Below are 23,257 nucleotides of genomic sequence, written 5' to 3' on the forward strand. Positions count from 1 at the left end.
ACGAATCATGCGTGTACAAGTGAAGGTGCTACTGCTCGTAGGGGCCGAGGCCGAGGTCATCGCGGACGCTACGGACGCGGCGACGCCCGTCCGGTACCCGGCTGCCGAAATCGCGGCAGCGGTCGGCCTGAGCGAGCGAGAGCTGCCCGGCAAGAAGCTCACGGCTGAGGTGGACAGCCGAGAACGGCTTAGTGGTTGGGCACTGGCGTAGCCGGTCAACGGCCCCAGATCTTCCGGGATTTGGGGCCATCTTCTTGGCGGGTGATGTTGCAATCCAATACATCAAGCTGCCATACTTAAGACCAGAGGGAAGGGGCCGCAAACCCCGAACCTCCCAACCAGAACAACTCAAGAGAGGACCAGACACCGTGTCTGACGAATTCGAGCAGGACAAGGAGAACCTTGGGCTCGCACTCGCCCGGGTCTACCGCCTGATCGCCAAGGTCGTCTCCAAGCTGCCGATCCCGATCGCCCTCCCCGGCGGCCCGGTTTACGACAGCACCGAAATCGTCCCCGCCACCATCCGGGTCACCGAGATCATCGAAGAGCAGCCCATCCCTCAAGACCTGCAAGTCCTGATCTGGGGCGGATGCCTCCACTGGATCGCGGCAGCACACCTCTTCGACCGATGGCTGAAGACCCAGGAACACGTGACGACGCTGGAAGTCCAGATCAACCTGGTCGCCGCCGGTGACGCAATCATCGACGCAGCCGCTGAGCTCATGCTCATGATCGACGAACTGGACGAGTAAGAGACGAGATGCCCCCGGCAGCCAGCCGGGGGCATCCTCGTATCAAGATCAGACGACCGACGGGGGCCGGGCCGAAGCCCACGGGCGCCAAGGGCGCCCGCCGCAAAGCCCCCGCCGGTCACCAACCAGTCTCGAAAGGACCGGAGACCCCCATGGTAGACCGCACACCCGAGGGCGAAACCCTCCGCGAGATCGCCGAACGCCATGGCCGGGCCTACAACACCCTGCGGGCCCAGTGGTCCCGCCACCCCGCTTGGCCCGCCCCGATCGGCAAGCGGGGACGCTCGTACATCTACGACCCAGCCGCCGTAGACGCAGTGATCACGGAACACTTCGCGCGCCACGCAACCGACCTCGAACCCCGGAAGCTCTACACGGCCCGCGAGATCGAAGCCGCCACCGGCATCACAGCGGCCACGATCCGCGCCGACCGCTCTAAGGGCCGGTGGCCCGCCCCAGACGACGTCACCGGCCCTGCGCACCGCTGGTACGGGGAGAAGATCACCCAGGCCGTAATCAAGCGACGGAGCTACCGGCGTAACCCATAAGCCGAGCCCACCAGGTTGTACGAGTGCAAAAACGCCCGTTCTTGCAAGCTCGACTCACGTGATGCAACGTTCTAGGGTTGGAGAAGAATGTTGTGTAGAGCTGCCTACAGGTGGCAAGCGGAAGGCCCGACCGGCTGGCACCAGTCAGGCCCTCCTGCGCAGTTCACGAGCCCGGTCGCGGTGCATGAGACCGGGCTCGCTGACTGCGTAGCCACGGCTCCGACCGCACCCGTGTGTGGATCGCCCTAGCGGACGAACTGCCCCACTGTGGCGATGATCGCCAAGAGCAGCCCCAACAGTCCGATGCCCAACTGCCACTTCTCCGGCTGGGTCCACTTCCTGCCTGGCTTACCCATCTCGGGGTTCACCACCGTCTCCTCCTTCTCCTCCAAGTCGCCCTGACGAATGTCAGGACCTCCGCAACCCGCGAACAGGTCCACGAAGTTGAAGAGGAGGAGCGAGTGAGCAGGACAAGCATACGAGCCTCAATGCTGTTGGCAACGGCCCTTCCCAACAGCCAAAACCCGCACCACGCAACCCAGTAGACCGACAACCAGGAAGTACGCGACGTCAGCACAGGAACGACCTTCCATCGAAAGATGGATGGTTTTCCCGCCGTTGATGATCTAAATTGGTCCCTAAGTCCGCCGTGCCCGGACACCGATGGCTCGCCTTCGTGCGGGCCTTACGCATGTCACGGCTCGGCCACACCACCCACCCACACCACCCACACCGCGCATGATGGCCCCCACACGTACCCGCCCAGGGGGGACCATGCGCACCCGCACCACCACGGCCGTCGTCGGCACCACCGTCTTAACCCTCGCCCTCACGGCCTGCGACTCCGGCACCAAGGACGTCAGGCCGGTCAAGGCCACCACCGAACCAGCCAGCTCCGCCCCCACACCGAGCGGTCCCGTAGCCCTTGGCGCCAGCCAAAAGGCACGGCTCGCCGACAAGGCCGCCACCCTCAACGCCATAGCCGTGAGCTACCGGCAGCCCGACAAGACCATGGACCCACCCGGCGCCAGCCTCGGCATGGCTGAGGGATCCATCTGGGCACGCCTGGACGCCAAGGTCTGCAGCACCAGCCCCAATGGAACCGGCCAACCGATCTCTGTTAGCGCAGCTGACTGGCATCTGAGCTTCTCCGACGGCACCCAGGCAGAACCCACGGGCCTAACCGGCGGCGACATCCCCAAGCCGGAGTTCCCCTACGACGGGACGATCTCTCCCGGCCAGTGCGTACGCGGCCTGATCATGCTGCCTGTGCCTCCCAAACAGCGGCCCGCCCGCATCGTCTACAAGCCGCGCAGCCTCAACAGCCGGCCCCTGGAATGGACCGTGCCCAAGACGTAGACGAAGGGGGCTCGTGGCCGGCAACCCTCGTACCGGGCGCCCGTACCGCCGCCTCGTCGCCAGTCAGAAGGCTCTCGGGCTCCCCTGCTGGATCTGCGGCCACGACATCCCGGAGGGCCTGGACCCACGCCATCCGCTCTCCTTCACCCTTGACCACCTCACCCCTCTCTCGCGAGGCGGCAGCCTGCTCGACCCCGCCAACGCGCGTACCGCGCACCGCAGATGCAACAGCGCGCGCGGCAACCGCACGACGGTCAAACAACCCCGAGCTTCGCGAAGGTGGTGACCATGGGTCTGATCGTCGTCAGCGGCCCCCCAGCCGCAGGAAAATCCAGCTGGATCAAAGCGCACGCCCAGCCCACGGACATCGTGATCGACCTCGATCTCATGGCACTGGCCATGGCCGGTCCGGGCGCCGACCACCACAACCACCACCCGGCCCTGCTGAAGGTGGTCCACCGAGCCCGACAGGCCGCCATCCACGAGGTCGAGCACCACCTTGCCGAGGTCGACGCCTACCTCATCCACACCATGCCGCAGGCCAAGGCACGCGCACGCTACACGCGACTCGGCGCCCGCATCGTGGTCATCGATCCAGGCGAGGACATCGTCCGCCGCCGCGTACGCGACATGCGGCAGCCCGCCATGGAGGCCGTCGTCACACGCTGGTACCGCGACCGGCGCAAGGGCGGCTCACGAGCAGTGACCACACAGGCATCCCGCTCCTGGTGATCACGTTCAGCGATCAATGAACCAGCGAAATGATCACTCGAAGGTTCGATTCGGGCGGTCGAGGCCGGAGAGTGGATCAAAAGTTCAGAACGCGAGTGGGCGACCCAAACGCCCTTGTCGCCCGGTTTTTTGCGCGACCTCACATGAAGACGATCTTGGCGCCTAACCACGTTCCAGCCCAATTAGAGTCGTCACTTTGAGTCACATATCGGATGGCTGGCCGCCGTCTCCACCCATCGACCTCAACTATTTAACGGCTCGACGCCTACTGTCTCTCTTCGAAGTAGTCATCAACGTTGAGATCGTCGAATGAGAGCTGCTGAGGGTCTAGACCGTTCTCTATCACCTCACGGCGGGCAAACCAGTTCGCACACCAGCGATCACGAACGACGGCCCCTGAAGAAATCTCAACACCTAGGCGCAAGTAGGGGCCGCCCAGGTGCACAGTGCGAAGCTCCCTGCTGTTAAGCGTCATTTCCCAACGCACTCCGCCGAACGGCTCGGCGACCATGACCGATCCTTCAGGTGGTTGTGGAAACCACGTCATTCCAGCCCCTGGCCGTCGCCTCGACCACAGGCCAAGAATTCGCTGACGGCCGCTGTCACGGAACTGCACATGGGGTCGAACGAGCTTGACGGCAGTCTGCCCGTGGTTGCGGACCCTCATGACGAGTAGATAGGTGACCTCGCTGTCGCCTCCGTCCGTCCGCTCCCTGGTCATGAAGTGCCCTGACGCCTTCAGCCTCGGCCTACCGCGGCGGTAAGTGGCGTACGAAACAGCCATGCTGGAGGCTGTGAAACTTGCGCTAGCTCCCGCGATGATCCGCGCAACATTGTCAGCCATCTATCAAGTCTGCCTGTAACACGCGGCGTTCGGCGCTGGTTTGCCCACTCAAGAAAGGTGCTCTCTGTGGTTGAGAGTGCGACAAGGGCTGAGATCGAGCAGCTCGGTGTGGAGATGGTCGCCCCTGGCTTGGCCGCTCTTGCCCTTGAGCTGGCTACTGCGATCGACGAGAGCGACGCCCCCACCGCGATGGCTGTAGCCGCGCGCGAGCTGCGGGCTACCATGACCGAGCTGAGGAAGCTGGCGCCGCCTGCCGCGAAGGGGGACGCGCTAGATGACCTCGCTTCCCGAAGAGCAGCACGACGGGGCGCCTGATCAGCCTTCGGCTGCTCGCGGCGTGCAACGGCCGCGGGTCTTCACCGCTCCGCCGTACACCTCCAGCTCGGGCCAGGAAGCCGTTGAACTGGCTGCGGTCGCCGGTCTGCTGCTCGACGAGTGGCAGCAATTTGCCCTCCATGTCGGGCTCGGGGAGCGGCCGGACGGCCGGTGGTCCGCGTTCGAAGTCGCGATCAACGTGGCGCGGCAGAACGGGAAGGGCGCGATCATCGAGGCCCGCGAGCTGGCGGGCCTGTTCCTCCTCGGCGAGCGGTTGATCTTGCATTCGGCCCATGAGTTCAAGACGGCCAAGGAAGCGTTCCTGCGCATCGAGTCGCTGATCGTGAACACCGACTCACTCCGCAAGCGGGTCAAGGCCGTGCGGCGCACGACGGGCGAGGAAGCCATCGAGCTCCTGACCGGCGAGCGGCTGCGCTTCCTGGCCCGGTCCGGCGGCAGCGGGCGAGGGTTCACCGGAAACGCCAACATGCTGGACGAGGACATGATCCTCGGCGATGACGCCATGGGCGCTCTCATGCCGACCATGGCCGCCATCGATAACCCGCAGGTCTGGTACTTCGGCAGCGCGGGGATCGGGTCGCCGTCCATGCAGCTGGCGCGGCTGCGCAAGCGGGCCTTGGAGGCTATGGAATCCGGCGTACCAGATCCCAGCCTCGCCTATCTGGAGTGGTCGATCGATCCCCACGTTGAGGAGTGCCGGCCAGGCTGTACGGACCACGACGACCCGCTGTCGCCGTTCTCGGTGGCCAAGGCGAACCCTGCGCTCGGCTATCGGCTGACGCTGGAGCACACGGAACGGGAGCGGCTGACGATGTCCCCCGAGATCTTCGCCCGGGAACGGCTAGGGGTCGGTGACTACCCCAGCGACTCGGCCGACACCTGGTCGGTGATCGGTGAGGACGCCTGGCGGGCGCTGGGCGACGGTACGTCGACGATGTCCGATCCCGTGGCGTTCGCCGTCGACACAACACCCGAGCGGACCCACAGCGCGATCTGCGCGGCCGGTGCGAGCGGCGATGCCGTGCACGTCGAGGTCGTCGACCACCGCCCCGGTACCGGCTGGGTCGTGGAACGGCTCGTCGAGCTGGTGGAGAAGTGGCGTCCGTGCGCTCTCGTCATCGACGCGGGCGGACCGGCCGCCTCTTTGATTCCAGCGGTGAAGAAGGCGCTGGCGGAGTTGGGTCTGGAGGATCTCCTCCTGGAGCCGAGGACTCGGGAAGTCGCCGCAGCATGCGGCCAGTTCTTCGACGCGGTCTCCGAGCAGCAGATCGTGCATCTGGACCAGGCGCCGCTCGCCACAGCACTGGCCGGGACGGACAAGCGCCCCGTTGGCGACGGGTGGGCCTGGGCCCGACGAGGCGTGAACGTCGACATCAGCCCACTGGTTGCCGCCACCTTCGCGGCCTGGGGCCACGCCGAGCGCGCCCACATCGAGCCCGAAGGAGCGCCGAACCTGTGGTGACCCGTGAGGCTCTGTTGCTGACGGCCGAGGTGCTGTTCGTCCTCCTCGCCCTTCTCGGCGTAGCCCTCATCTGCTTCCCGCTCGGGCTGATCACCGGCGGCGTCATCGGGGTCCTGGTGGTCGAGCGGGCAGCCCTTGCGCAGCCGGATGACCAGGCAAAGGAGACGGACCCGTGAGCCTTTTCGGCCTGTTCGAGCGCCGTGCTTCCCTGGAGAGTCCGGCCACGCCGCTCACCAATGCCTCCCTGCTGGAATGGCTCGGCGGACGTCGTACGGACGCGGGTGTCGCGGTGTCGGAGCGCACGTCGCTCCACATGCCGGCCGTGTGGCGGTCGGTCGCGGTGATCGCCGGTGTGTCAGCGGCGCTGCCGCTGCACGTCTATAGGGCGGGTACGAAGGACAAGGCTCTGTCGCCGCTCCTGGACGATCCACACCCCGAATTCACGCCGCTGGAGGTCTGGCGCCTCGCCTACGTGCACCGTGTGTTGTGGGGGAACGCCTACCTCCAGAAGGTGCGCAACAGGGCGGGCGCGGTGGCCGAGCTCTGGCCGATCACGCCCGACCGGGTCCAGGTCGGCCGTGTGCGCCCGGCTGCCGAGCTTCCCTCCGGCAAGGTCTTCGACGTCACAGACGACTGGGGTACCCACCACGCATTGACCTCGCGCGAGATTCTGCACATCCCTGGCCTTGGCTACGACGGGCTCACTGGCTGCTCGCCGGTACGCCTTGCGGCCGAGGGCATCGGCCTGGCGCAGGCTGCGGAAATCGGGGCCGCACGCCTCTTCGGCTCCGGCAACATCCTGGGCGGAGTTCTCCAGACTGAGCAGCGACTTACTCCTGATCAGGCCGCCGCACTCAAGTCCCGGTGGCAGGCCAAGATGGCGGGCATCGCGAACAGCCACGAAGTCGCTGTCCTGGACTCCGGGGCATCGTTCCACCCCGTGACCATGCCCAACCGGGACGCCCAGTTCTTGGAGTCTCGCCAGTTCCAGATCACCGAGATTGCCCGCATGTTCGGCGTGCCGCTGTTCCTCCTTATGGAGACCGCGAAGAGCACGTCCTGGGGAACGGGGCTGGAGCAACAAGCGCAGGGCTGGGTGAAGTTCGACCTCGGCCCGACCTGGCTCGGCCCCACTGAACAGCGCATCACCAAGGAGCTTCTGCCGTCTGGGCAGTACGCGAAGTACGCCCTCCAGGGGCTGCTTCGCGGTGATTCCTCGGCCCGCGCCACCTTCTACCGGGCGATGCGCGACACCGGCGTTATGTCCGCGAACGACATCCGGGCCCTGGAAGAACTTCCGCCTATCACCGGCCCGGAAGGCGACGTCTACCTGCAGCCGACCTACATGGCGCCGCTGGGCACCAATCCGCTGGCCAACGACGGCGGTCAGGTCCTGGGGCGGGCTGCCGGTCTGCTCGCCGAGGCGCAACGTCTGGTCGGGCCGGAGGTCGTCAGCCGCCTCCTGGACACCCACAGAATCAGCCTCAATCTGGGAGGGGACGATGACGCAGATCACGACCAGCTCTGAAGAGCGTCGCCGTCTCTCGCTTGCCGCTGCTGGCGTGACGATCCGCGCGCACGCCGACGCAGAGACCGAGCGGTTCGCCGGATACGCCGCGATCTTCAACAGCCGTACGGCGATCGGGAACCCCCTGCGATGGGGCTTCTACGAGGAGATCGCGCCCGGCGCGTTCACCCAGACCCTCACCGATGGCGACGCCCGGATGCTGATCGACCATGACTCGTATTACGTCGTCAGCCGGGTCTCCGCCGGGACACTCGACCTGACCGAGGACGAGCGGGGCCTGTCCGTCGACTCGGCCCTCGACATGGGCCTGTCGTACGTGAACGACCTGAAGGCCAACGTCCGCAACGGCAATGTCAGCGGCATGAGCTTCGGGTTCTACGTTCTCAAGGACGAGTGGACCACCGAGACCATCGAGATAGAGGGGGCCGACCCGGTCGAGGTCGATGTCCGGGTGATCCAGGAGGTCCGCCTGGTCGAGGTGTCAGCCGTCACATTCCCCGCCTATTCGGAGACCGAGGCCGAGCTGAAGGCCGTGGCGCGCGCCCTAGACCACCGCGGCGACCGGGAAGCTGTCGAGGCCCGCGCCCGTTACCGTCCTGAACTCCTCGACCTGGTCCACCTCGACCGCACCCCAGCCACCACCGCCCGAACGAAGCAGGACCCAGCCGCCTCCGCGCGGGCGATCGAGCTACGCATGCGGGCGCTCGCGGCCCGCTACCGGCTGCCGCGCTGACCACCAATCTCATTCCCTGGGCCCTCTGTGTGGGCCACACGTCGTGCTGTGAAAGGACAACGACACGATGCCCACACTGCTGGAAAGGGCGCTCGACACCCGTGCCCGGACGTGGTCTCAGATGCAGGAGATCACCGAGCGCGCCGAGCGCGACGGCCGGGATCTGAGCGCTGAGGAGCGCGCCGCGTGGGACGCGGCCGAGGCCGAGCTGACCGCCGCGTCCGAGGACGTAGAGCGGCTGGAGCGGATGGCTCGCCTTGCTGCCGTTGACCGTACGGAGATCGTCGTCACTGGCGAGCAGGATGAGCGGGCCGACGAGCAGGCGCAGGCAGCTGCATACCGGGGTGCCTTCAAGGCTTGGGCCCGGCGCGGCATGAGTGCCCTCAGCGACGAGCACCGCTCGCTGATGATGGCCAACGAGGAAGAGATCCGGGCGGGCGCCACGTCACCGAACACGGCCGGCGGGTTCCTGATCCCGACCGAACTCCTCGCCACGATGACGGAGGCGATGAAGGCGTACGGGGGCTTGCTGGGCCTGGCGAACGTCATCACCACGGCCAGTGGCAACCCGCTGAACTGGCCGACGTCGGACGAGACAGCGAGTGTGGGCGCGATCCTCGCGGAGAACCAGCCGATCACCGAGCAGGACGTGGCGTTCGGCCAGAAGTCCATCGGGGCGTACATGTACACGTCGAAGTTGGTGAGGCTGTCTCTCCAGCTGCTCCAGGACTCAGCATTCGACCTGGAGACATGGCTGCCCAAGAAGCTCGGCGAGCGCATCGGCCGCGCTGTCGCCGCGCACCTGACCACCGGCACCGGTACCGGGCAGCCCGAGGGCCTGTTCACCAACGCCGTCGTCGGCAAGGCCGGAGCCGCTGGGCAGGTCAACAGCATTACGTACGACGACCTCATCGACCTGATCCACTCGGTTGACCCGGCGTACCGGGACATCTCCCGATTCGTCATGGGTGACCAGGCCCTGAAGATGATCCGCAAGCTGAAGGACGCCCAGGGCCGCCCGCTGTGGGAACCCTCGGTTCAGTCGGGCGTTCCGTCTACCCTGCTCGGCTACGCGGTCACCGTCGACAACGGCATCCCGGCTCCGGCTGCCTCTGCGAAGTCGGTCGGCTTCGGCGACGTGAACGCCGCGTACGTCGTCCGCCAGGTCGCGGGTGGGCAGATGCTGAGGCTCGCCGAGCGGTACGCGGAAATGCTTCAGGTCGGCTTCTTCGGGTTCCTGCGCCTGGACGCCAAGCCCGACGATGCCGCCGCGTTCCGCGTCTACGCCCACCCGGCCAGCTGACCCAAGGAGGACACCGCTGTGCCGCACATTCGGATTCTCCAGTCCATCGCCAGTCCCGACTTCTCCTGGGCACCGGGGGATGTGATCGAGCTCGACGAGGAGCAGGCATCCCTGTGGGCCGATGGGGTCCGGGCTGAACTGGCCGCAGGGACCGCGAAGCGCGATGCCGAGTTCGGGTTCACCGCACCGAAGGGAGCTGCTGCATCGCGGGGGCGCGGTCGGCGAACTGAGCTCGGGGCAGACTGAAGCGGGGTGAGAAATGCCCTACGACCTCGGCGCGACTGCCCGTCTCACCGCAGAATGCCGGGACCCCGGCGGCGCCCTAGCCACCGCAGCTTCGGCCACCCTCACCATCACCCTTCCAGATGGGACGACCGCGATACCGGCGGTTGCCCCCGTCGGCCCTGGGACCTACCAGGCGGACTACGCGACCACGGTGGCCGGCAGGCACATGGTGCGCTGGCTGTTCACCGGGCCAGCGCATGCCTACACCGATCAGTTCGACGTCCGCCCGCAGGCTCCCCTGGGGCTCCTCTCGCTGAAGGACGCGAGAACTCATCTGAACATCACCGGCCCGCAGCACGATGACGAGCTGCGCGGTTGGGTGGAATCGGTTACCGCGGCAGTGGAATGGTTCGTCGGCCCGGTAGTTGTGCGCACAGTGACCGAGACCCACAGCGCCGGTCGGATGGACACCCTTGCCCTGCTCCAGCCCCCGGTGCTCGCGCTCACCGCTGTGGACGCCGTCGTGACGGGGCGGCCGTCGTACGCGGTAGTCGATCTTGATCTAGACGCCGCGAGCGGTGTGGTGAGGCGCAAAGACGGCGGGTGGCTGTACGGGCCGCTACGGGCTACCTACAGCGCAGGGCGAAGAATCGTGCCAGCGGCGGTCTCATCCGCCTCCAAGATCATCCTTCAACACCTGTGGCGCACTCAGCAGGGCCCAGGGCGCCCGCAGCTGGGGGTGGACGACTATGCGGTCAGCGAGCCGATTCCGGGGCTGGGCTACGCCATCCCGCACCGTGCCCTCCAGCTTCTAGATCCATACCGTCTGCCGCCGGGGGTGGGGTAGATGGCGACCTCAGCTGTTCCCCGTGTGGTGGATGCCCTGGTGGCCTTGTTCCGGGCAGTTCCCAGCCTGACCGGTGTGCAGGTGATCGACGGCCCGCCTTTGGGCGACATGGCGGATGCGGACCTGATCGCTATCGGCTGGGACCCCACCAGCGATCTGGCAGCGGAGTTCACGCAGAGCTTCAACGCGGCTGGCGCCCGTACCCGGGACGAAGACATCTCGATCACGGGATGGGCCGAGTCGTGGACCGGGGACACCGACGTCGCCGCGAGGCGCCGACGCGCGTTCGAGCTCCTGGCCGCCATTGAGGCGGCGCTGCGCGCGACGGACACCAACCAGCAAGCGCCGACGCTGGGCGGCACTGTGCTGTGGGCGCACCTGACCCGGGGCGTGTTCCAGCAGATGGCTACGGACCGAGGCGTCCGGGCGGGGATCGCCTTCACGATCACGTGCCGGGCCCGTATCTGATCAACATCCATGGAGGAACGCGATGGCGCGTGTGCGCTTCATCGGCCTGGAGCCGGTCACCGTGCCGGAGCTCGGCCGGCAAGTTGAGCTCGACGAGGTGGTGGAGGTCCCTGACGACCGGTTCGGCGGGTACGTCTGCCAGCCCGGCACGTGGGAGGCGGTGGAGGAGCCGCAGGGCTGGAACGAATCCGGGGGCGGTAACGGGGCCTTCGTGGAGCTTCCGGCCCCCACGAAGACCACGGCCAAGACCGTATGGAAGGGAGCTGAGGACTGATGGCGATCGGGTCCGGGCTCGGTGCCCAGATGGGCATTGCGGCCGAGAACGGCTACGGCACCTACCAGGCACCCACGCGGTTCGTTGAGTTCACGAAGGAAGGGCTGCATCTCAAGAAGACCACGGCGCAGTCGGCGGGCGTCGCGGCTGGGCGGCTCCTAGCGCTTTCATCGCGGCGTGTGGTCACTCAGCGCCAGGTCGCGGGCAGCCTCGATATGGAGGTCACAACCAAGGCCATGGGGCTGCTGCTCCAAGCGCTGATGGGCACGACGGTGACGCCGGTACAGCAGGGCACGACGGCGGCCTACCTCCAGACGCACACTCTGGCGGACGTCGCGGGCAAGAGCCTGACCATCCAGAAGGGCGTGCCCCTCACCACGGGCACGGTCACCGACAAGTCGTTCCTCGGCTGCAAGATCATCGCGGCGGAATTCTCATGCACGGTCGGCGGCATGCTCATGGCCTCGTTCGACGTCGACGCCAAGGACTGCGACGAGACGCAGACTCTCGCCGTGGCTAGCTACCCGGCGATGGCACCGTTTCACTTCGGTCAGATGGCTCTCAAGACCGGTACCTACGGCGGAGAGGTCGCCCTCGATGGCATTCGCAAGGTGTCGGTGAAGATCGAGAGGCCGCAGGCCGTGGACCGTTTCTATGCCGGGCAGGCCGGGCTGAAGAAGGAACCGATCTCGAATGACCAGGTCAAGATCAGTGGGTCGCTGGAGACGGATTACGTGGCCACCACCCTGGATGACCTGCACACCAGTGACGGAGCCACAGCCTTGGTGTGGGAATTCATCGGGGCGAATATCGCGAGTACCTATTTCGAGACGTTCCGGATCAAACTCCCGGTGATCCGCATCAACGACGCCCCACCGACCGTGGACGGCCCCGACGTCGTCCGGCCGTCGTTCAGCTTCGAGGGCTTGTTCGACGGCACGAATCAGCCCGCCATCGAGTACATGAGTACCGACACCACCGTGTGAGGTGAGCCGTGGAATCGGTCCGGATCATGAACACCGGCAGCCTGCTGGAGATGCAGCGGCGCCTTCGGGCAGCCGGTCACGAGAGCCTCCGCAGTTCCGTGCAGCGCCGCATCCGACGCGCGGCCGAGCCGCTGCGCAACGATCTCCAGTCCGCGATCCGCGGCCTGGACATCCGCTCGCCCGGCCGCACCCGTCCCGGCGGACCTTCGCCGACCACCCGGCCGCTGCGCGCCACGATCGCGGACGCCATCCGCATCTCGGTGCGCACCACCAGCTCGGGCGCCGGGGCTCGCGTGTGGATCGACAAGGGCCTGCTACCGCCAGATCTACGGCGCATGCCCGATGTGATCAACACCGGCCGCATCCGCCATCCCGTCTTTGGTAACCGACGTCGTTGGGCGACCCAGACCGCAACCCCTCTGTGGTGGACCAACACGGTCCGCCGACACCAGTCCCGCATGAGCGCCGAGGTCGAGCGCGTCCTTGACGACGTGCGTCAGCGCCTCAGCTAGAAGGAGCCACCGTGATCGTTGTGTACACGCCGCCGGATGGCGAGCCGGAGCAGTACGACGCGCGATCGCTGCGTGTCTCGGAGGCGTCGATCGTGTCCAGGACGACCGGCCAGAAGTGGAAAGACGTTGTGCAGGGGCTCCAGGACGAGGACCTTGACGCGATGCGCGCCGTGGTGTGGGTGATCAAGAAGCGCTCCCACCCAGGTCTACGGCTCGGAGACTTCGACCCAGGCATCGAGGAGATGGTCACCCGCTGGGACCAGGACGAGACTGCCGACTTCGTACGGCGCGCCATCGCACTGGCGGACAGCGATCCCGAGGTGACGCGCGATGACCTGGACGAAGCGTGGCGCAAGGCCATCGCGGCCGCCGCCGATCCGGCACACGCCGAAGCCACGATCAAGGAAATGACTGAGGCCCCAAAAGACGAAGCGCGGTCCCCCCGCCCGCAGGCGACGGACCCGAGCCCGAGCCAGACATCATCGCCGCCCGAGGCAGCTATCTCGGACTCTTCGCCTACCTCCTCCACATCTCTCCCGGAGCCGTCGATGACCTGATCGTCGAGGACTTCTACTCGCTCATCGCCTGGATGGACGCCCATCAGGCTCGGCAGTCCGAGGGGTGAGCGCAGGTGGCGGACGTCTTCAACTTCATCATCGAGGGCCGCGACCGCCTTTCCAACGTTCTGGATCGTGCGGGCGATGCCGCCGAGCGAATGCGTCGCCGCCTCAACGCCAGTAGTGACGACAGCAACCGGGCGCTGACCCAGTTCACCCGGGACGCAAACGGCAGGTTGCACGACCTGCGCGGACGGTTCGTTGCGGCGGACGCGGCCGCCCGGCAGATGAGTGACGGGGTCCGCACCACGTACGACCCCATGGCCAAACTGAACGACCTGGCGGACAAGAGCTCGAAGTTCACAGAGAAGCTGAAGGCCAGCCTGATCTCGCTGGCCCCGGCGGCGATCCCGGCGGCCGCGTCGCTCGCCCCGCTCGTGGTCCAGGCCGGAGCAGGCGCGCTGGCGCTCGCGGCCTTCGGCGTCGCCTTAGGCGGACAGATCGGCTCGCTCGGGGAGGCCGCGAAGGCGCAGAAGAAGTACGAGGACTCCGTTGCCAAGTCCGGCGCGCAGAGCAAGAAGTCGATCACGGCACAGGCGGAGTACCAGCGTCAGCTGGCCGGCATGCCTCCCGCCACCCAGCAGGCGTCCGTCGCGCTGGCCAGTCTGAGCCGTGCCTACAACAACTGGTCGGACTCGCTTGCGGGCGACACCATGCCCACCGCGATCAAGAGCTTCGGGATTCTGGAGGCGCTTTTTCCGCGGCTGACTCCGCTGGTCAAGGGCACGGGCGAGCAGACATCCCGGCTGATGACACTGCTCGGCGGCGCCATCACCACGCCCGGCTTCGACGCCGCCTTCAACCGTATGGACAACTTCGCCACCAGGACGGTCCGTACGGCCGTGGACTGGGTCGTCCACCTCAGCCGCGAGCTGTCGACCGGCGACATCACCGGCGGCGGGCTCGGCAAGTTCATGGCGTACGCACAGCGGCAGGGCCCGGCCGTCGTCAACACCGTCCAGAACATCGCCCGCGCCGTGGCGCACCTGCTGGAGGCCGGTGCGGACGTGGGCGTCGGCATGCTCACCGTGGTCAACGCGCTGGCCAAGCTCGTAACCGCAGTTCCCACGAGCACGCTGACGAATCTGTTCCAGCTGGCCATCGCAATCAAGGCGGTGCGGCTCGCGGGCGCTGGACTCGACGTGGTGAAGGCGGCGTTGGCTGCGGTCGGCACGCAGATCGGCGCCTCCACGGTGGCGGCGGCTGGGGCGACCGGGAAGCTGGCGGCACTACGGGCTGCGTTCGCCGCGCTGAGCAGCGCGGCAAAGTTCGGCATCATCGCGGGCGGGCTGGGGCTCGTGGCGCTGGCACTGACCAAGCTGTCCTCGATCGGCAAGACGGCGCCGCCGGACGTGGACAAGATGACCACGGCGCTCGGCAAGCTGGGCTCTACCGGCAAGGTATCCGGCGAGGCGGCCCGCGTCCTCGGCAAGGATCTCGATGGCCTGTACGACAAAGTGCGGGCCGTGACGGACCCGGCGACGGTGGACAAGATCCAGCAGGGCCTGGTCAAAGTGTTCTCGCTCGGTCTCGCGGACTCGACCCCCACGAAGGAAGCCAAGCAGGCTCTCGACGCGATCGACCAGGCGCTCGCCAACCTCGTCAAAAACGGCCACGCTGATCAGGCCGCCGCCGCCCTGGAGATGCTGAAGGGCAAGTACGCCAGCAGCGGCCGGGACGTCTCGGATCTGACCGATCATCTGGGCAAGTACCAGTCGGCACTGGATGACGCAGCGTTCGAGCAGCAGCTGGCGGCGCAGTCGCAGGGGCTGTTTGGCCAGCAGGCGCAGAGTGTCCAGGCGAAGCTCGATGCCCAGAAGGCGTCCGCTGATGGCCTGCGGCAGTCAATCGCAGCGCTGAACGACACGCAGCGCTCCGGTCTCGGCGGGATGATCGCCTTCGAGGACGCAATCGACAAGGCCGCCGAGGCAGCGAGGAAGAACGCCGATGCCCTACGGATGCACAACGGGCAGCTTGACCTGGACAGTGAGAAGGCCCGCAGCGCGGCCACGGCGCTGAATGATCTCGCTGCCAAGACCGACGAGGCCGCCGCGCAGGCCCGGCAGTCCGGGCAGTCGTGGGAGCAGGTCAACGCGATCTACGACCGGGGCCGGGACCGGCTGATCGCCTACGCCCAGCAGATGGGGCTGAACCGGATCGAGGCCCGGCGCCTCGCAGACCAGATTCTCCAGACTCCCGACAAGACCGCTCGGCTGCGCGGAAATTTGGAAGATCTTCAGGCCAAGCTGGATTCCGCGAAGCGCCAGCTGGCCCGCGTACCGGACAGCCGAAAAGCCGCGATCCGTGCGCAGATCTCGGACCTGGAGGCCAAGGTCCGAGAGGCCCAGAACGCGATCAACGGCATCCGCGGACGCATGATCCCAATCAGCGTGTACATCGCCGCCTCATCGTGGGACCAGAACGCCAACGGCATCCCGGACGCGATCGAATCACGCGCGACCGGTGGGCTCGTCGGATTCCCGCGTGGCGGCTACGTGCGTGGTCCGGGCACGAGCACCTCCGACAGCATCCTGACGCGCCTGAGCGACGGCGAGTTCGTCGTCCGGGCTGCCGCTGTGGCTCGGTACGGGGTGGGCTTCCTTGACGATCTCAACGCGGGGCGTCTGGGGACCGCCGCAGCCACGTCCGCACGGCCTGTGGCGGGGCGATCCGCGACCGTTTCAGGTGGCACCCAGCAGGTGGTTCAGATCACCGTGAACGGGGCCTTGGACCCCGTGGCCGTCGCCGAACAGATCCGCACCATGCTCCTCAAGCTTCAGCGAAACCTCGGGGTGAAGGGGGTGATCATGCGATGAGGATCGTGGTCCAAGCCGGGTTCGGCTTCGCTCCCACGGCATCGTCCGTCACCTGGACGGACATCACTCCGTGGGTAGACCTCAAGGCCGGGATTCGGATCACGCGCGGCGCCGCCGACGAGCTGTCCCAGATTCAGCCGGGGACATGCTCGCTGACGCTCGACAACGACGGTGGCCGCTTCAGCGCGGGCACCGCCGCCTCTCCGTACTACCCATACGTGCGGCCGAACTGCCCCCTCCGCGTGATGGAACTGACCGCCGCCAAGAACCTCGTACGGGAAGGAACGTTCGAGGAGACCAGCCCCGGCAGCGGCCTGTATGCCAACACCGGCTGGGAGGACAACAGCACGCAGCCGCCCCTGAGCTCGTTGGTCGACCTGACCCGCGCTCACCAGGGCTCAGCATCACTGCTGACCCAGTGGAACGACAGCTCCATCGGATACTCAGGCATCGAGCAGACCATCGTGTACGGCCTGGAGATCGATCGAACGTACGTCGCGTCGGGCTGGGTATGGGTATCGACCGGGTCTCCGGCGGTTCGCTGGCAGATCGACGGCGGCGCCGTTCTCGGCGGTCCTTCCACGGTCACCGGAGCCTGGCAGCGGATCACCGTGGTCTGGACGGCGACCGCCCCTTCCCACATCCTTCAGCTGACCACCATTGCGGTCACCACCCCTGGCGGGTCGGTGTGGCTCGACGAGGTCCAGGTCGAGGAGGGGACATCGCCGACCGCGTTCGACAGCACGTTCGCGCGTCTGCACGCCCGGTTTTATGGGGCAGTCGGCGAGTGGCCGGCGAAGTGGACCGGCCTCCACTCCACCGTCCGTATCACGGCCACTGATCTCCTCAAGTCCCTGGCCAGTCTGCCGCAGTTGGAGCCACTGCTGGCCGAGGAGATCTTGCAGCTTCAGCCCTCGGTCTACTATCCGCTCACCGAGCCCGACGGCTCCGCCACCGCAGGCGATCTCTCTGGGTCCGGTGCCACTTCCCTCTCGTCCGTACAGATCGGATCGGGCGGCACCCTCGTAGTCGGCCAAGCCACCGGCCCGGCCGCGACAGGCCGGACCGCTGCATGGTTCACGCCCGTGTCGGCCAGTGCAGGCCAGTATCTGTCGGCGGATCTGGGCCCACAGGTTGAGGCTCTGTCCCGTCGCTACTTCAACTGGATCGAGGGCTGGTTCTGCACCAGCATCCCGGACCGGGTCATCTGCGGCTTCGCGTCCAGCAGCAGCCAGTACCAACTCGTGTTCGCCCTCAACGCAAGTGGCCAGTTCATCATCGAGTACACCGACAACGGTACGAGCCGCCTCACCGAGACTCCCTCCGGTGCCGCCTGGGCGGACGGGCGGTGGCACCACTTCTTCTACGACGAGTGGAACCACAATCTCTATCTGGACGGCGGGTCAGCCCTCCCGGTCTTCACGGCCTCGATGATGTCGCTCAGACAGCTCATCGTGGGTGGCTGGGCTGGAACCCGGCTCTGGTCCGGGCAGATCGCCCACATCGCGATGCACACTCGGCCGACCGGCGACCTCGCTCCGGGCTGGATCACCGCGCACTTCGCCGCGGGCGCCCTCGGGTTCTCGGGAGAACTGGCCGATCAGCGCATGAAGCGACTCGCCGGGTACGCCGGCATCACCAGCGTGATCAGCTCTGGCAGCTTCAGGCCCGTTGGGAGCCAGGGGGGAGGTGGATCTAACGCCCTGGAAATGATGCGGACCGTTGAGGCCACCGAGGGCGGAAAGTTCATGGCTGATCGCGGGAGTGGCAGTCTCGTCTTCCAGGCAAGGAGCATTCGCTACAACGCCCCGCCGTCGGTGGTGATCTCGTTCGCTGATCTGGAGACCGGCGATGTCGAGATGCCCGTCGACGATCAGAAGCTCGTCAACGACGTCACTGGGGTGCGCCCGGGCGGGGCAACTCAGCGTGTGAAGTCGGATGCGTCGATCGCGGCGTACGGCCGGTACCCGAAGGACCTCACGGTTCTGAAGACGACGGATAACGAGGTCGTCGATGCGATGTCGTGGCTCGTCTACCGGTACGCCGACCCGCAGCCCGAGCTGAGAAATATCCCGGTGGAGGCGTACACGATGCCGCTGGCCACCTACCGGAGCCTGCTCGACGCGGACGTCTCCACCCTCCTGACCATCACCAGCATGCCCGCCCAGGCCGCCGCCCCGACCGTCACGGCAACGGTAGAGGGCTACGTGGAGACGATCGGGATGGAGAACCACCGGATCGACTTCTACACCTCCCGCACCGCAACGGACTCTGTGTGGGTGCTCGATGATCCGACGTACGCGGTGCTCGGCACCACCACCCGACTCGCCTACTAAGCGCCCCGCTGGAAGTGCGGTCACTCGGCTGCGGACCGTGCGTGGCTGGTCTGGCAGTTCTCCGCGCCCCTTGAACCGCATCGGACTTCCACAAGTCCGCTTAGCTACGTGCCGAGTGATTGGGGCCTTCGAACGCCGACAGCGGAAGGCCATGTCATCTCGCGCACTCAGTCGATTCGACGGGTTAAGCCCTACGTCTTCTTAGAAGGCTTCCCTGAGAGGCTTTCGGGAAGGGTCGTCTCTGCGTCCACTGTCGCGGCATCGATCTGGTCTTGGGTGAGGTTGTGGGCGCCGATGAGTCGGGCGCGCCTTAGGTTGGCTCTGGTGAGCGTCGCCCCGCCCAGGTTGGCGCCAGTGAGCGTCGCCCCACGCAAGTAAGCATCGGTGAGCGTCGCCCCACGCAAGTCAGCATCGGTAAGCGTCGCCCCGCCCAGCTTGGCGTCGGTGAGCGTCGCCCCACGCAGGGTGGCTCTGGTGAGCGTCGCCCCGCCCAGGTCAGCACCGGTGAGCGTCGCGTCGCCCAGATAGGCCCTAGTGAGGTCTGCCCCGTCAAGGTCAGCGTCGGTGAGCGTCGCCATGCCCAGGTTCGTGTCAGTGAGCGTCACCCCACGCAAGTCAGCGCCAATGAGCGTCGCCCCGCCCAGGTTTGTGTCGGTGAGCGTCGCCCCACGCAGGGTGGCTCTCGTGAGCGTCGCCCCGCCCAGGTCAGCGCCAGTGAGCGTCACCCCACGCAAGTCAGCACCAGTGAGCGTCGCCCCGCCCAGGTTGGCTCTGGTGAGCGTCGCCCCGCCCAGGTCAGCGATGGTGAGCGTCGCCCCGCCCAGGTTGGCGCCGGTGAGGTCTGCCCCGCCCAGGTTGGCACCCATGAGATGGAGGCCGTGGAGATCGATTCCTTCGCGACGGTCAACGTGGGTGCGGGATTCCGGCCGGGTCAATGCCGTGAGGGCGACCTGGATATCTCCAGCGGGTTCTGAAGGAAGTGGGTTAGCGGATTTCCCGACCTCGGGCGGGCTGGCTGATTCTGCGATGGTTCGTGCGCGGGGCGCGCGCTCGCGTAGGAAGTGGCCAAGGACCCGGGCAGCATCGGTTGCCTGTTCGGGGGCATCCTGGACGATCTGCTCCAAGGCAAGGATGCCTCCGATCCGCACGTAGACCTCCGTTGAGCCAAGGCGCTCCAGCGCCTTCGTGAAGCGATCGGTGACCTGACCGCGATGGGTGAGGCGGTAGTTGCGGGCAGTGTAGAGAAGGGCGATCGCGGCGCCTAGTGCGGCGACGCAGGCCACCAAGGCTGTACGTAGGCCGGTGACCAGGGCGGCCGATCCGGTTCCGTTACCGATGGTCGTCTTGTCGATGTACTTCGCGTCCAGGACGTAGGGGCCTTTCCATACGAGCCAAGGCAGGCCCGCGCATAACACCACCCCAGCCACCGTGATCAGGAGCCATGTCCCGGCGCGGCGCGCCAGGCTTCTCCGGCGTGCCCAGGCGCGGCGCTGTTCGAGGGTGCGGTTCATGCCCCCGTACATGCTCAGACCGAGGGCGACGGTTGCGCGACAGACAAGATCGACATAAATCACAAAGCATTGCTGGGAGGTTCCGTGTTGGTTCCTGTTCAGCGCGCGGAGACCTTCTATCTGCCGCCCCCGACGGAGCCTACGACCGCGTGGGATCTCGTACCGGCGGCTGAGCGGGTGTTCCGCTGGGTCGAGTACCGGGCCCAGCGCCGAGTCGTCCCGCCCGAGGCGCCCATCGTGGGGCATCAGGTGTTCGCGCGGATCAATCACAATCGGTGGGTCGTCGACTGCCCGTGTGGTTCGGCGCAGGTGGTCAGCCCGAGCGATGCACGGGCCGCATGCACCGAGTGTGGCTACGGCTGGGTCCGCCTGATCTTCCCGGCCGACCCCGAGGCGGTCGAGGCCACCCTCGCCGATCAGTTGCCACATCTGCGGAACTGGTGGCACGCCGGTGATCCACTCAACCCGAACTCCGCGTCCGAGGAGGTCGATGCCTGATGGCGTTCACTCCAAGGACGTGGGTGGTCGGCGAAGTCGTCACAGCCGCGCTCATGAACCAGGAAGTCAGGGACGGCAGCCTCGCGACCTTTCAAGAGTTGCTGCCCTGGACTCCGCTTTCGACGATAGGGAGCTTCGGGACGAACTTCTCCGCTGGCGCCCCCACTCCCCGGATGCGGAAGGTCAGGTTGGGGGGCGTCGAGGAGTGGTGGTTCGAAGGGCGGATCAACACCTCGTCTTTCGCCGCCGCGACCACGTTGACCATGTTCACCCTCAACACCGGGTACCGAGTGGCAAGCGAGCGTGGATTCACTGTTTACGCGAGCACCAGCGCCCACTACCCCGTCCGACTCGGCTTCCTCAGCAGCGGCGCCGTAACCGGCAGCGTGCCCAGCGCCGCAGGCACCACCACGAGCGTCGTCTGGCTGGACGGCGTACGCATCACCAATCCGCTGGCGTAACCCACAAATCAATTCACGGGCCCGAGCCATACGGCCGGGGGCCTCTTCCCTGTCTGGAGGCCCCTATGGCCACACCCATGACCGCTGACCAGTTCCTCACAGCACTGCGCGCCGAAGGCGTGCGCGTCGTCGAGGTCGGCAACTGGCAGACCCACAACCGAGCCGGACACGGCGGCTGGGGCCCTGTGAACGGGGTGATCATCCACCACACAGTGTCCCGTGGCACCGACTCCACCGTCCGCATCGTCAACAACGGCTATGACGGCCTGCCTGGTCCACTGTGCCACGGCATGATCGCCAAGGACGGCGTCGTGCACCTGGTCGGCTGGGGCCGCGCCAACCACGCAGGCGGCGGCGACCCCCGCGTCCTGGCCGCAGTCGTGGCCGAGGACTACGACGAGCGCCCACCAGCCAGCCACGAGCACGAAGGCAGCTCCGGGGCGATCGACGGCAACAGCCACTTCTACGGTTTCGAGTGCGAGAACCTGGGCGACGGCTCCGACCCGTGGCCTGCCGCCCAGCTCGACGCGATCGAGCGCGTGTCGGCCGCGATTTGCCGTGGACACAACTGGTCGGCGAAGTCGGTGATCGGGCACCTGGAGTGGTCCGACTGGAAGAACGATCCGCGCGGCTTCGCGATGCCGGACATGCGGGCCCGGATCGCCCGCAGGCTCGGTAGCAAGCCGTCCGGGCCGAGCACCCCGACCCCGCAGTCAGTGTCGCTGGCTCACATCGTGGCGGCGGCCCACCAGGACCCGCCGGCACCCCAGGGCCACACGACCTATCGGGCTGAGGTGCTGCTCGTCGAGCGGGCGCTCCAGGCGGAGGGGCTGCTCGACTCCGCTTACGTGGACGGCTCGTTCGGAACCCTCACCGTGAGCGCGTACGCCGCGCTTCAGCGCCGGTACGGCTACAGCGGCAGCGATGCCGACGGCATCCCCGGCAAGGCATCTCTCACCCGCCTGGGCGCTGCCCATGGCTTCACCGTGGAGGACTGATCACATGGGCACTCTTGCGTTCTGGAAGGCGACCGGCGAGCGAGCAGTACGCACGGCCGCGCAGACCCTCGTGGCTGCGCTTGGGCTCGACTCGGCGGGGGTTCTGCATGCCGACTGGGGTGACGGACTGTCGCTCGCAGCCGGTGCGGGACTGCTGGCCGTGCTCACGGCGATAGCCACCTCTGGTGGGGCAGAGGGGCCGGGGATCACGGAGACGGTGCGCCGCCGGTGACGCCGCCCGAGTCCCAGAGCGTCGCCCTGGAGCTGGCCGAGCTGCGGCGGACCATGGAGGTCGGGTTCGCCGAGCAGCGCGGACAGCTGGCGCTCCTGGTCCAGCGCGGCGATCAGACGGACAAGACACTCGACGAGCACGAGAAGCGGCTCGATGCGCTGGAGCGGGCGCGGTGGCCGCTACCCTCCGTGGCTGCGCTGACCGGCTGCGCTGCACTCGTGGTGAGCGTCTGGCAGTCGCTTGCACGTTGAGGTTGCCCCTGCTCTCCCTTCGGGGAGGGCAGGGGCCTTTTTCGCGTTGCGCGACAAGCCTTGACAACAGAATAGGAAGCCGTCCAGTGTCGGTCTTCCATAGCGCCGCCGCCTCTGGGAGGGGCGATGGATGAGCACATCAATCCGGAGCTGTTGAAGCGCCTCGGTCGGGTTAAGCCGGAGCCGATTGATACACCGGAAAGCCGCTACCGGTCAGAACTTGACCCGATGCTTCCTGCCAGCATGCAGCCAGGAAGCGACAAGCTCGCCTTCTTCTGGATCGCCTATTTCTTGATCCTCCTCCTGGTGGTGCCGGTTCTGATCGAATGGCTGTAGCGCACCCCCGGACGGAGCGCGGGCGAAGTCGGAAGGCGCGAGGATCGGGAGGCCATCGCTACGCGGCGGCGTAGTCGTGCGGTCGGCCACCGCGCCACTCGATCATTGCCGAATTACTGCCGACCATTTCCTCAGCAGTCGTTTCGTCCAGGCCGGACTGGCGCAGGAACTCGATCAGGTCGCGATCACTGTGCGCCAGGCCGATGATCTGGCCTCGCACTGTTACGCGCCGGCCGCCGGTGCCGCGCGGCCGGTGGACGATTATCGGCGCCGCGTCCATGTCTCCAGGGTG

Annotated in this window: 29 protein-coding genes; 25 read left to right on the plus strand and 4 right to left on the minus strand. The window is 66.8% G+C overall.

Features of this window, described 5'->3' with window-relative positions:
* Window positions 1-7: 7 nt before the first annotated feature.
* The 3 genes from ACGFRG_RS07940 to ACGFRG_RS07950 all read left to right on the plus strand — a co-directional run bounded on the left by ACGFRG_RS07940 (window position 8) and on the right by ACGFRG_RS07950 (window position 1,300).
* Window positions 8-211 carry a hypothetical protein gene (locus ACGFRG_RS07940; protein WP_393262353.1) on the plus strand — a complete coding sequence of 68 codons (204 nt, stop codon included), beginning with the start codon at window positions 8-10 and terminating at the stop codon, window positions 209-211.
* Between the two features lie 157 nt (window positions 212-368).
* Complete coding sequence (locus ACGFRG_RS07945) at window positions 369-752, plus strand: hypothetical protein (RefSeq protein ID WP_393262356.1); 384 nt, start codon at window positions 369-371, stop codon at window positions 750-752.
* Window positions 753-904: 152 nt separating this feature from the next.
* A complete protein-coding gene (locus ACGFRG_RS07950; RefSeq protein ID WP_393262358.1) occupies window positions 905-1,300 on the plus strand; it encodes a hypothetical protein in 396 nt (131 codons plus the stop codon).
* Window positions 1,301-1,545: 245 nt separating this feature from the next.
* Here the strand turns inward: ACGFRG_RS07950 and ACGFRG_RS07955 are convergent, their stop codons facing one another.
* On the minus strand, window positions 1,546-1,740 hold the full coding sequence (locus ACGFRG_RS07955; RefSeq protein ID WP_393262361.1) for a hypothetical protein: 195 nt from the start codon (window positions 1,738-1,740) through the stop codon (window positions 1,546-1,548).
* Between the two features lie 334 nt (window positions 1,741-2,074).
* Here ACGFRG_RS07955 and ACGFRG_RS07960 point away from each other — a divergent pair, with 334 nt between their 5' ends.
* From ACGFRG_RS07960 to ACGFRG_RS07970, 3 genes are read left to right on the plus strand one after another with little or no spacing between them, the layout of a single operon-like run.
* Window positions 2,075-2,659 carry a DUF4352 domain-containing protein gene (locus tag ACGFRG_RS07960; protein ID WP_393262363.1) on the plus strand — a complete coding sequence of 195 codons (585 nt, stop codon included), beginning with the start codon at window positions 2,075-2,077 and terminating at the stop codon, window positions 2,657-2,659.
* Window positions 2,660-2,672: 13 nt separating this feature from the next.
* Window positions 2,673-2,945 carry an HNH endonuclease gene (locus ACGFRG_RS07965; protein WP_393262366.1) on the plus strand — a complete coding sequence of 91 codons (273 nt, stop codon included), beginning with the start codon at window positions 2,673-2,675 and terminating at the stop codon, window positions 2,943-2,945.
* A gap of 2 nt (window positions 2,946-2,947) precedes the next feature.
* Complete coding sequence (locus tag ACGFRG_RS07970) at window positions 2,948-3,391, plus strand: AAA family ATPase (protein WP_393262369.1); 444 nt, start codon at window positions 2,948-2,950, stop codon at window positions 3,389-3,391.
* 265 nt (window positions 3,392-3,656) lie between these two features.
* Here ACGFRG_RS07970 and ACGFRG_RS07975 read toward each other — a convergent pair whose 3' ends face one another.
* Window positions 3,657-3,902: a hypothetical protein gene (locus ACGFRG_RS07975; RefSeq protein ID WP_393262371.1), complete on the minus strand. Its 246-nt coding sequence runs from the start codon at window positions 3,900-3,902 to the stop codon at window positions 3,657-3,659.
* A gap of 670 nt (window positions 3,903-4,572) precedes the next feature.
* Here ACGFRG_RS07975 and ACGFRG_RS07980 point away from each other — a divergent pair.
* The 13 genes from ACGFRG_RS07980 to ACGFRG_RS08040 all read left to right on the plus strand — a co-directional run bounded on the left by ACGFRG_RS07980 (window position 4,573) and on the right by ACGFRG_RS08040 (window position 18,678).
* Window positions 4,573-6,033, plus strand: a complete 1,461-nt coding sequence (locus tag ACGFRG_RS07980; RefSeq protein ID WP_393262373.1) for a terminase — start codon at window positions 4,573-4,575, stop codon at window positions 6,031-6,033.
* Entirely contained in the window at window positions 6,030-6,209 is a 180-nt protein-coding gene (locus tag ACGFRG_RS07985) for a hypothetical protein (RefSeq protein WP_393262376.1), read from the plus strand. Before ACGFRG_RS07980 ends, ACGFRG_RS07985 begins: the two co-directional genes overlap by 4 nt.
* Window positions 6,206-7,561, plus strand: coding sequence for a phage portal protein (locus tag ACGFRG_RS07990; RefSeq protein ID WP_393262379.1), 1,356 nt, complete (start codon window positions 6,206-6,208; stop codon window positions 7,559-7,561). The genes ACGFRG_RS07985 and ACGFRG_RS07990 overlap by 4 nt, the downstream gene beginning before the upstream one ends.
* Window positions 7,562-7,595: 34 nt before the next feature.
* The gene (locus ACGFRG_RS07995) at window positions 7,596-8,294 is read left to right on the plus strand and encodes an HK97 family phage prohead protease (RefSeq protein ID WP_393262381.1); all 699 of its coding nucleotides are present in this window, start codon (window positions 7,596-7,598) and stop codon (window positions 8,292-8,294) included.
* Between the two features lie 67 nt (window positions 8,295-8,361).
* Window positions 8,362-9,597 carry a phage major capsid protein gene (locus ACGFRG_RS08000; RefSeq protein ID WP_393262384.1) on the plus strand — a complete coding sequence of 412 codons (1,236 nt, stop codon included), beginning with the start codon at window positions 8,362-8,364 and terminating at the stop codon, window positions 9,595-9,597.
* Window positions 9,598-9,856: 259 nt separating this feature from the next.
* Complete coding sequence (locus tag ACGFRG_RS08005) at window positions 9,857-10,669, plus strand: hypothetical protein (RefSeq protein ID WP_393262387.1); 813 nt, start codon at window positions 9,857-9,859, stop codon at window positions 10,667-10,669.
* The gene (locus tag ACGFRG_RS08010) at window positions 10,670-11,137 is read left to right on the plus strand and encodes a hypothetical protein (protein ID WP_393262389.1); all 468 of its coding nucleotides are present in this window, start codon (window positions 10,670-10,672) and stop codon (window positions 11,135-11,137) included. It abuts the gene before it with no gap.
* 22 nt (window positions 11,138-11,159) lie between these two features.
* On the plus strand, window positions 11,160-11,411 hold the full coding sequence (locus tag ACGFRG_RS08015) for a hypothetical protein (RefSeq protein WP_393262392.1): 252 nt from the start codon (window positions 11,160-11,162) through the stop codon (window positions 11,409-11,411).
* A complete protein-coding gene (locus ACGFRG_RS08020; protein ID WP_393262394.1) occupies window positions 11,411-12,397 on the plus strand; it encodes a phage tail tube protein in 987 nt (328 codons plus the stop codon). The genes ACGFRG_RS08015 and ACGFRG_RS08020 overlap by 1 nt, the downstream gene beginning before the upstream one ends.
* An 8-nt stretch (window positions 12,398-12,405) precedes the next feature.
* Window positions 12,406-12,909, plus strand: coding sequence for a hypothetical protein (locus ACGFRG_RS08025; protein WP_393262397.1), 504 nt, complete (start codon window positions 12,406-12,408; stop codon window positions 12,907-12,909).
* A gap of 11 nt (window positions 12,910-12,920) precedes the next feature.
* On the plus strand, window positions 12,921-13,466 hold the full coding sequence (locus tag ACGFRG_RS08030) for a hypothetical protein (protein ID WP_393262399.1): 546 nt from the start codon (window positions 12,921-12,923) through the stop codon (window positions 13,464-13,466).
* Window positions 13,467-13,540: 74 nt separating this feature from the next.
* On the plus strand, window positions 13,541-16,342 hold the full coding sequence (locus ACGFRG_RS08035) for a hypothetical protein (RefSeq protein WP_393262401.1): 2,802 nt from the start codon (window positions 13,541-13,543) through the stop codon (window positions 16,340-16,342).
* Window positions 16,339-18,678, plus strand: coding sequence for a carbohydrate binding domain-containing protein (locus ACGFRG_RS08040; RefSeq protein WP_393262404.1), 2,340 nt, complete (start codon window positions 16,339-16,341; stop codon window positions 18,676-18,678). The genes ACGFRG_RS08035 and ACGFRG_RS08040 overlap by 4 nt, the downstream gene beginning before the upstream one ends.
* A 191-nt stretch (window positions 18,679-18,869) precedes the next feature.
* On the opposite strand, the gene ACGFRG_RS08045 is transcribed toward ACGFRG_RS08040, so the two are convergent.
* Window positions 18,870-20,189 (minus strand): pentapeptide repeat-containing protein, encoded by a 1,320-nt coding sequence (locus tag ACGFRG_RS08045; protein ID WP_393262407.1) that lies wholly within the window; start codon window positions 20,187-20,189, stop codon window positions 18,870-18,872.
* A gap of 84 nt (window positions 20,190-20,273) precedes the next feature.
* On the opposite strand from ACGFRG_RS08045, the gene ACGFRG_RS08050 reads away from it, so the two are divergent.
* From ACGFRG_RS08050 to ACGFRG_RS08075, 6 genes are all read left to right on the plus strand, one after another.
* Window positions 20,274-20,687: a hypothetical protein gene (locus ACGFRG_RS08050; protein WP_393262410.1), complete on the plus strand. Its 414-nt coding sequence runs from the start codon at window positions 20,274-20,276 to the stop codon at window positions 20,685-20,687.
* Window positions 20,687-21,148 carry a hypothetical protein gene (locus ACGFRG_RS08055; RefSeq protein ID WP_393262412.1) on the plus strand — a complete coding sequence of 154 codons (462 nt, stop codon included), beginning with the start codon at window positions 20,687-20,689 and terminating at the stop codon, window positions 21,146-21,148. Before ACGFRG_RS08050 ends, ACGFRG_RS08055 begins: the two co-directional genes overlap by 1 nt.
* Window positions 21,149-21,213: 65 nt before the next feature.
* Window positions 21,214-22,146 carry an N-acetylmuramoyl-L-alanine amidase gene (locus ACGFRG_RS08060; RefSeq protein ID WP_393262415.1) on the plus strand — a complete coding sequence of 311 codons (933 nt, stop codon included), beginning with the start codon at window positions 21,214-21,216 and terminating at the stop codon, window positions 22,144-22,146.
* A 4-nt stretch (window positions 22,147-22,150) separates the two neighbouring features.
* A complete protein-coding gene (locus ACGFRG_RS08065) occupies window positions 22,151-22,378 on the plus strand; it encodes a holin (protein ID WP_393262417.1) in 228 nt (75 codons plus the stop codon).
* Window positions 22,379-22,431: 53 nt separating this feature from the next.
* Entirely contained in the window at window positions 22,432-22,629 is a 198-nt protein-coding gene (locus ACGFRG_RS08070) for a hypothetical protein (protein ID WP_393262722.1), read from the plus strand.
* Window positions 22,630-22,755: 126 nt separating this feature from the next.
* Window positions 22,756-22,965, plus strand: coding sequence for a hypothetical protein (locus tag ACGFRG_RS08075; protein WP_393262420.1), 210 nt, complete (start codon window positions 22,756-22,758; stop codon window positions 22,963-22,965).
* 58 nt (window positions 22,966-23,023) lie between these two features.
* Here ACGFRG_RS08075 and ACGFRG_RS08080 read toward each other — a convergent pair whose 3' ends face one another.
* Window positions 23,024-23,245: a hypothetical protein gene (locus tag ACGFRG_RS08080; RefSeq protein WP_393262423.1), complete on the minus strand. Its 222-nt coding sequence runs from the start codon at window positions 23,243-23,245 to the stop codon at window positions 23,024-23,026.
* Window positions 23,246-23,257: the final 12 nt, after the last annotated feature.

It is taken from the genome of Streptomyces sp. NPDC048696 (assembly GCF_043198895.1).
GTDB lineage: Bacteria > Actinomycetota > Actinomycetes > Streptomycetales > Streptomycetaceae > Streptomyces.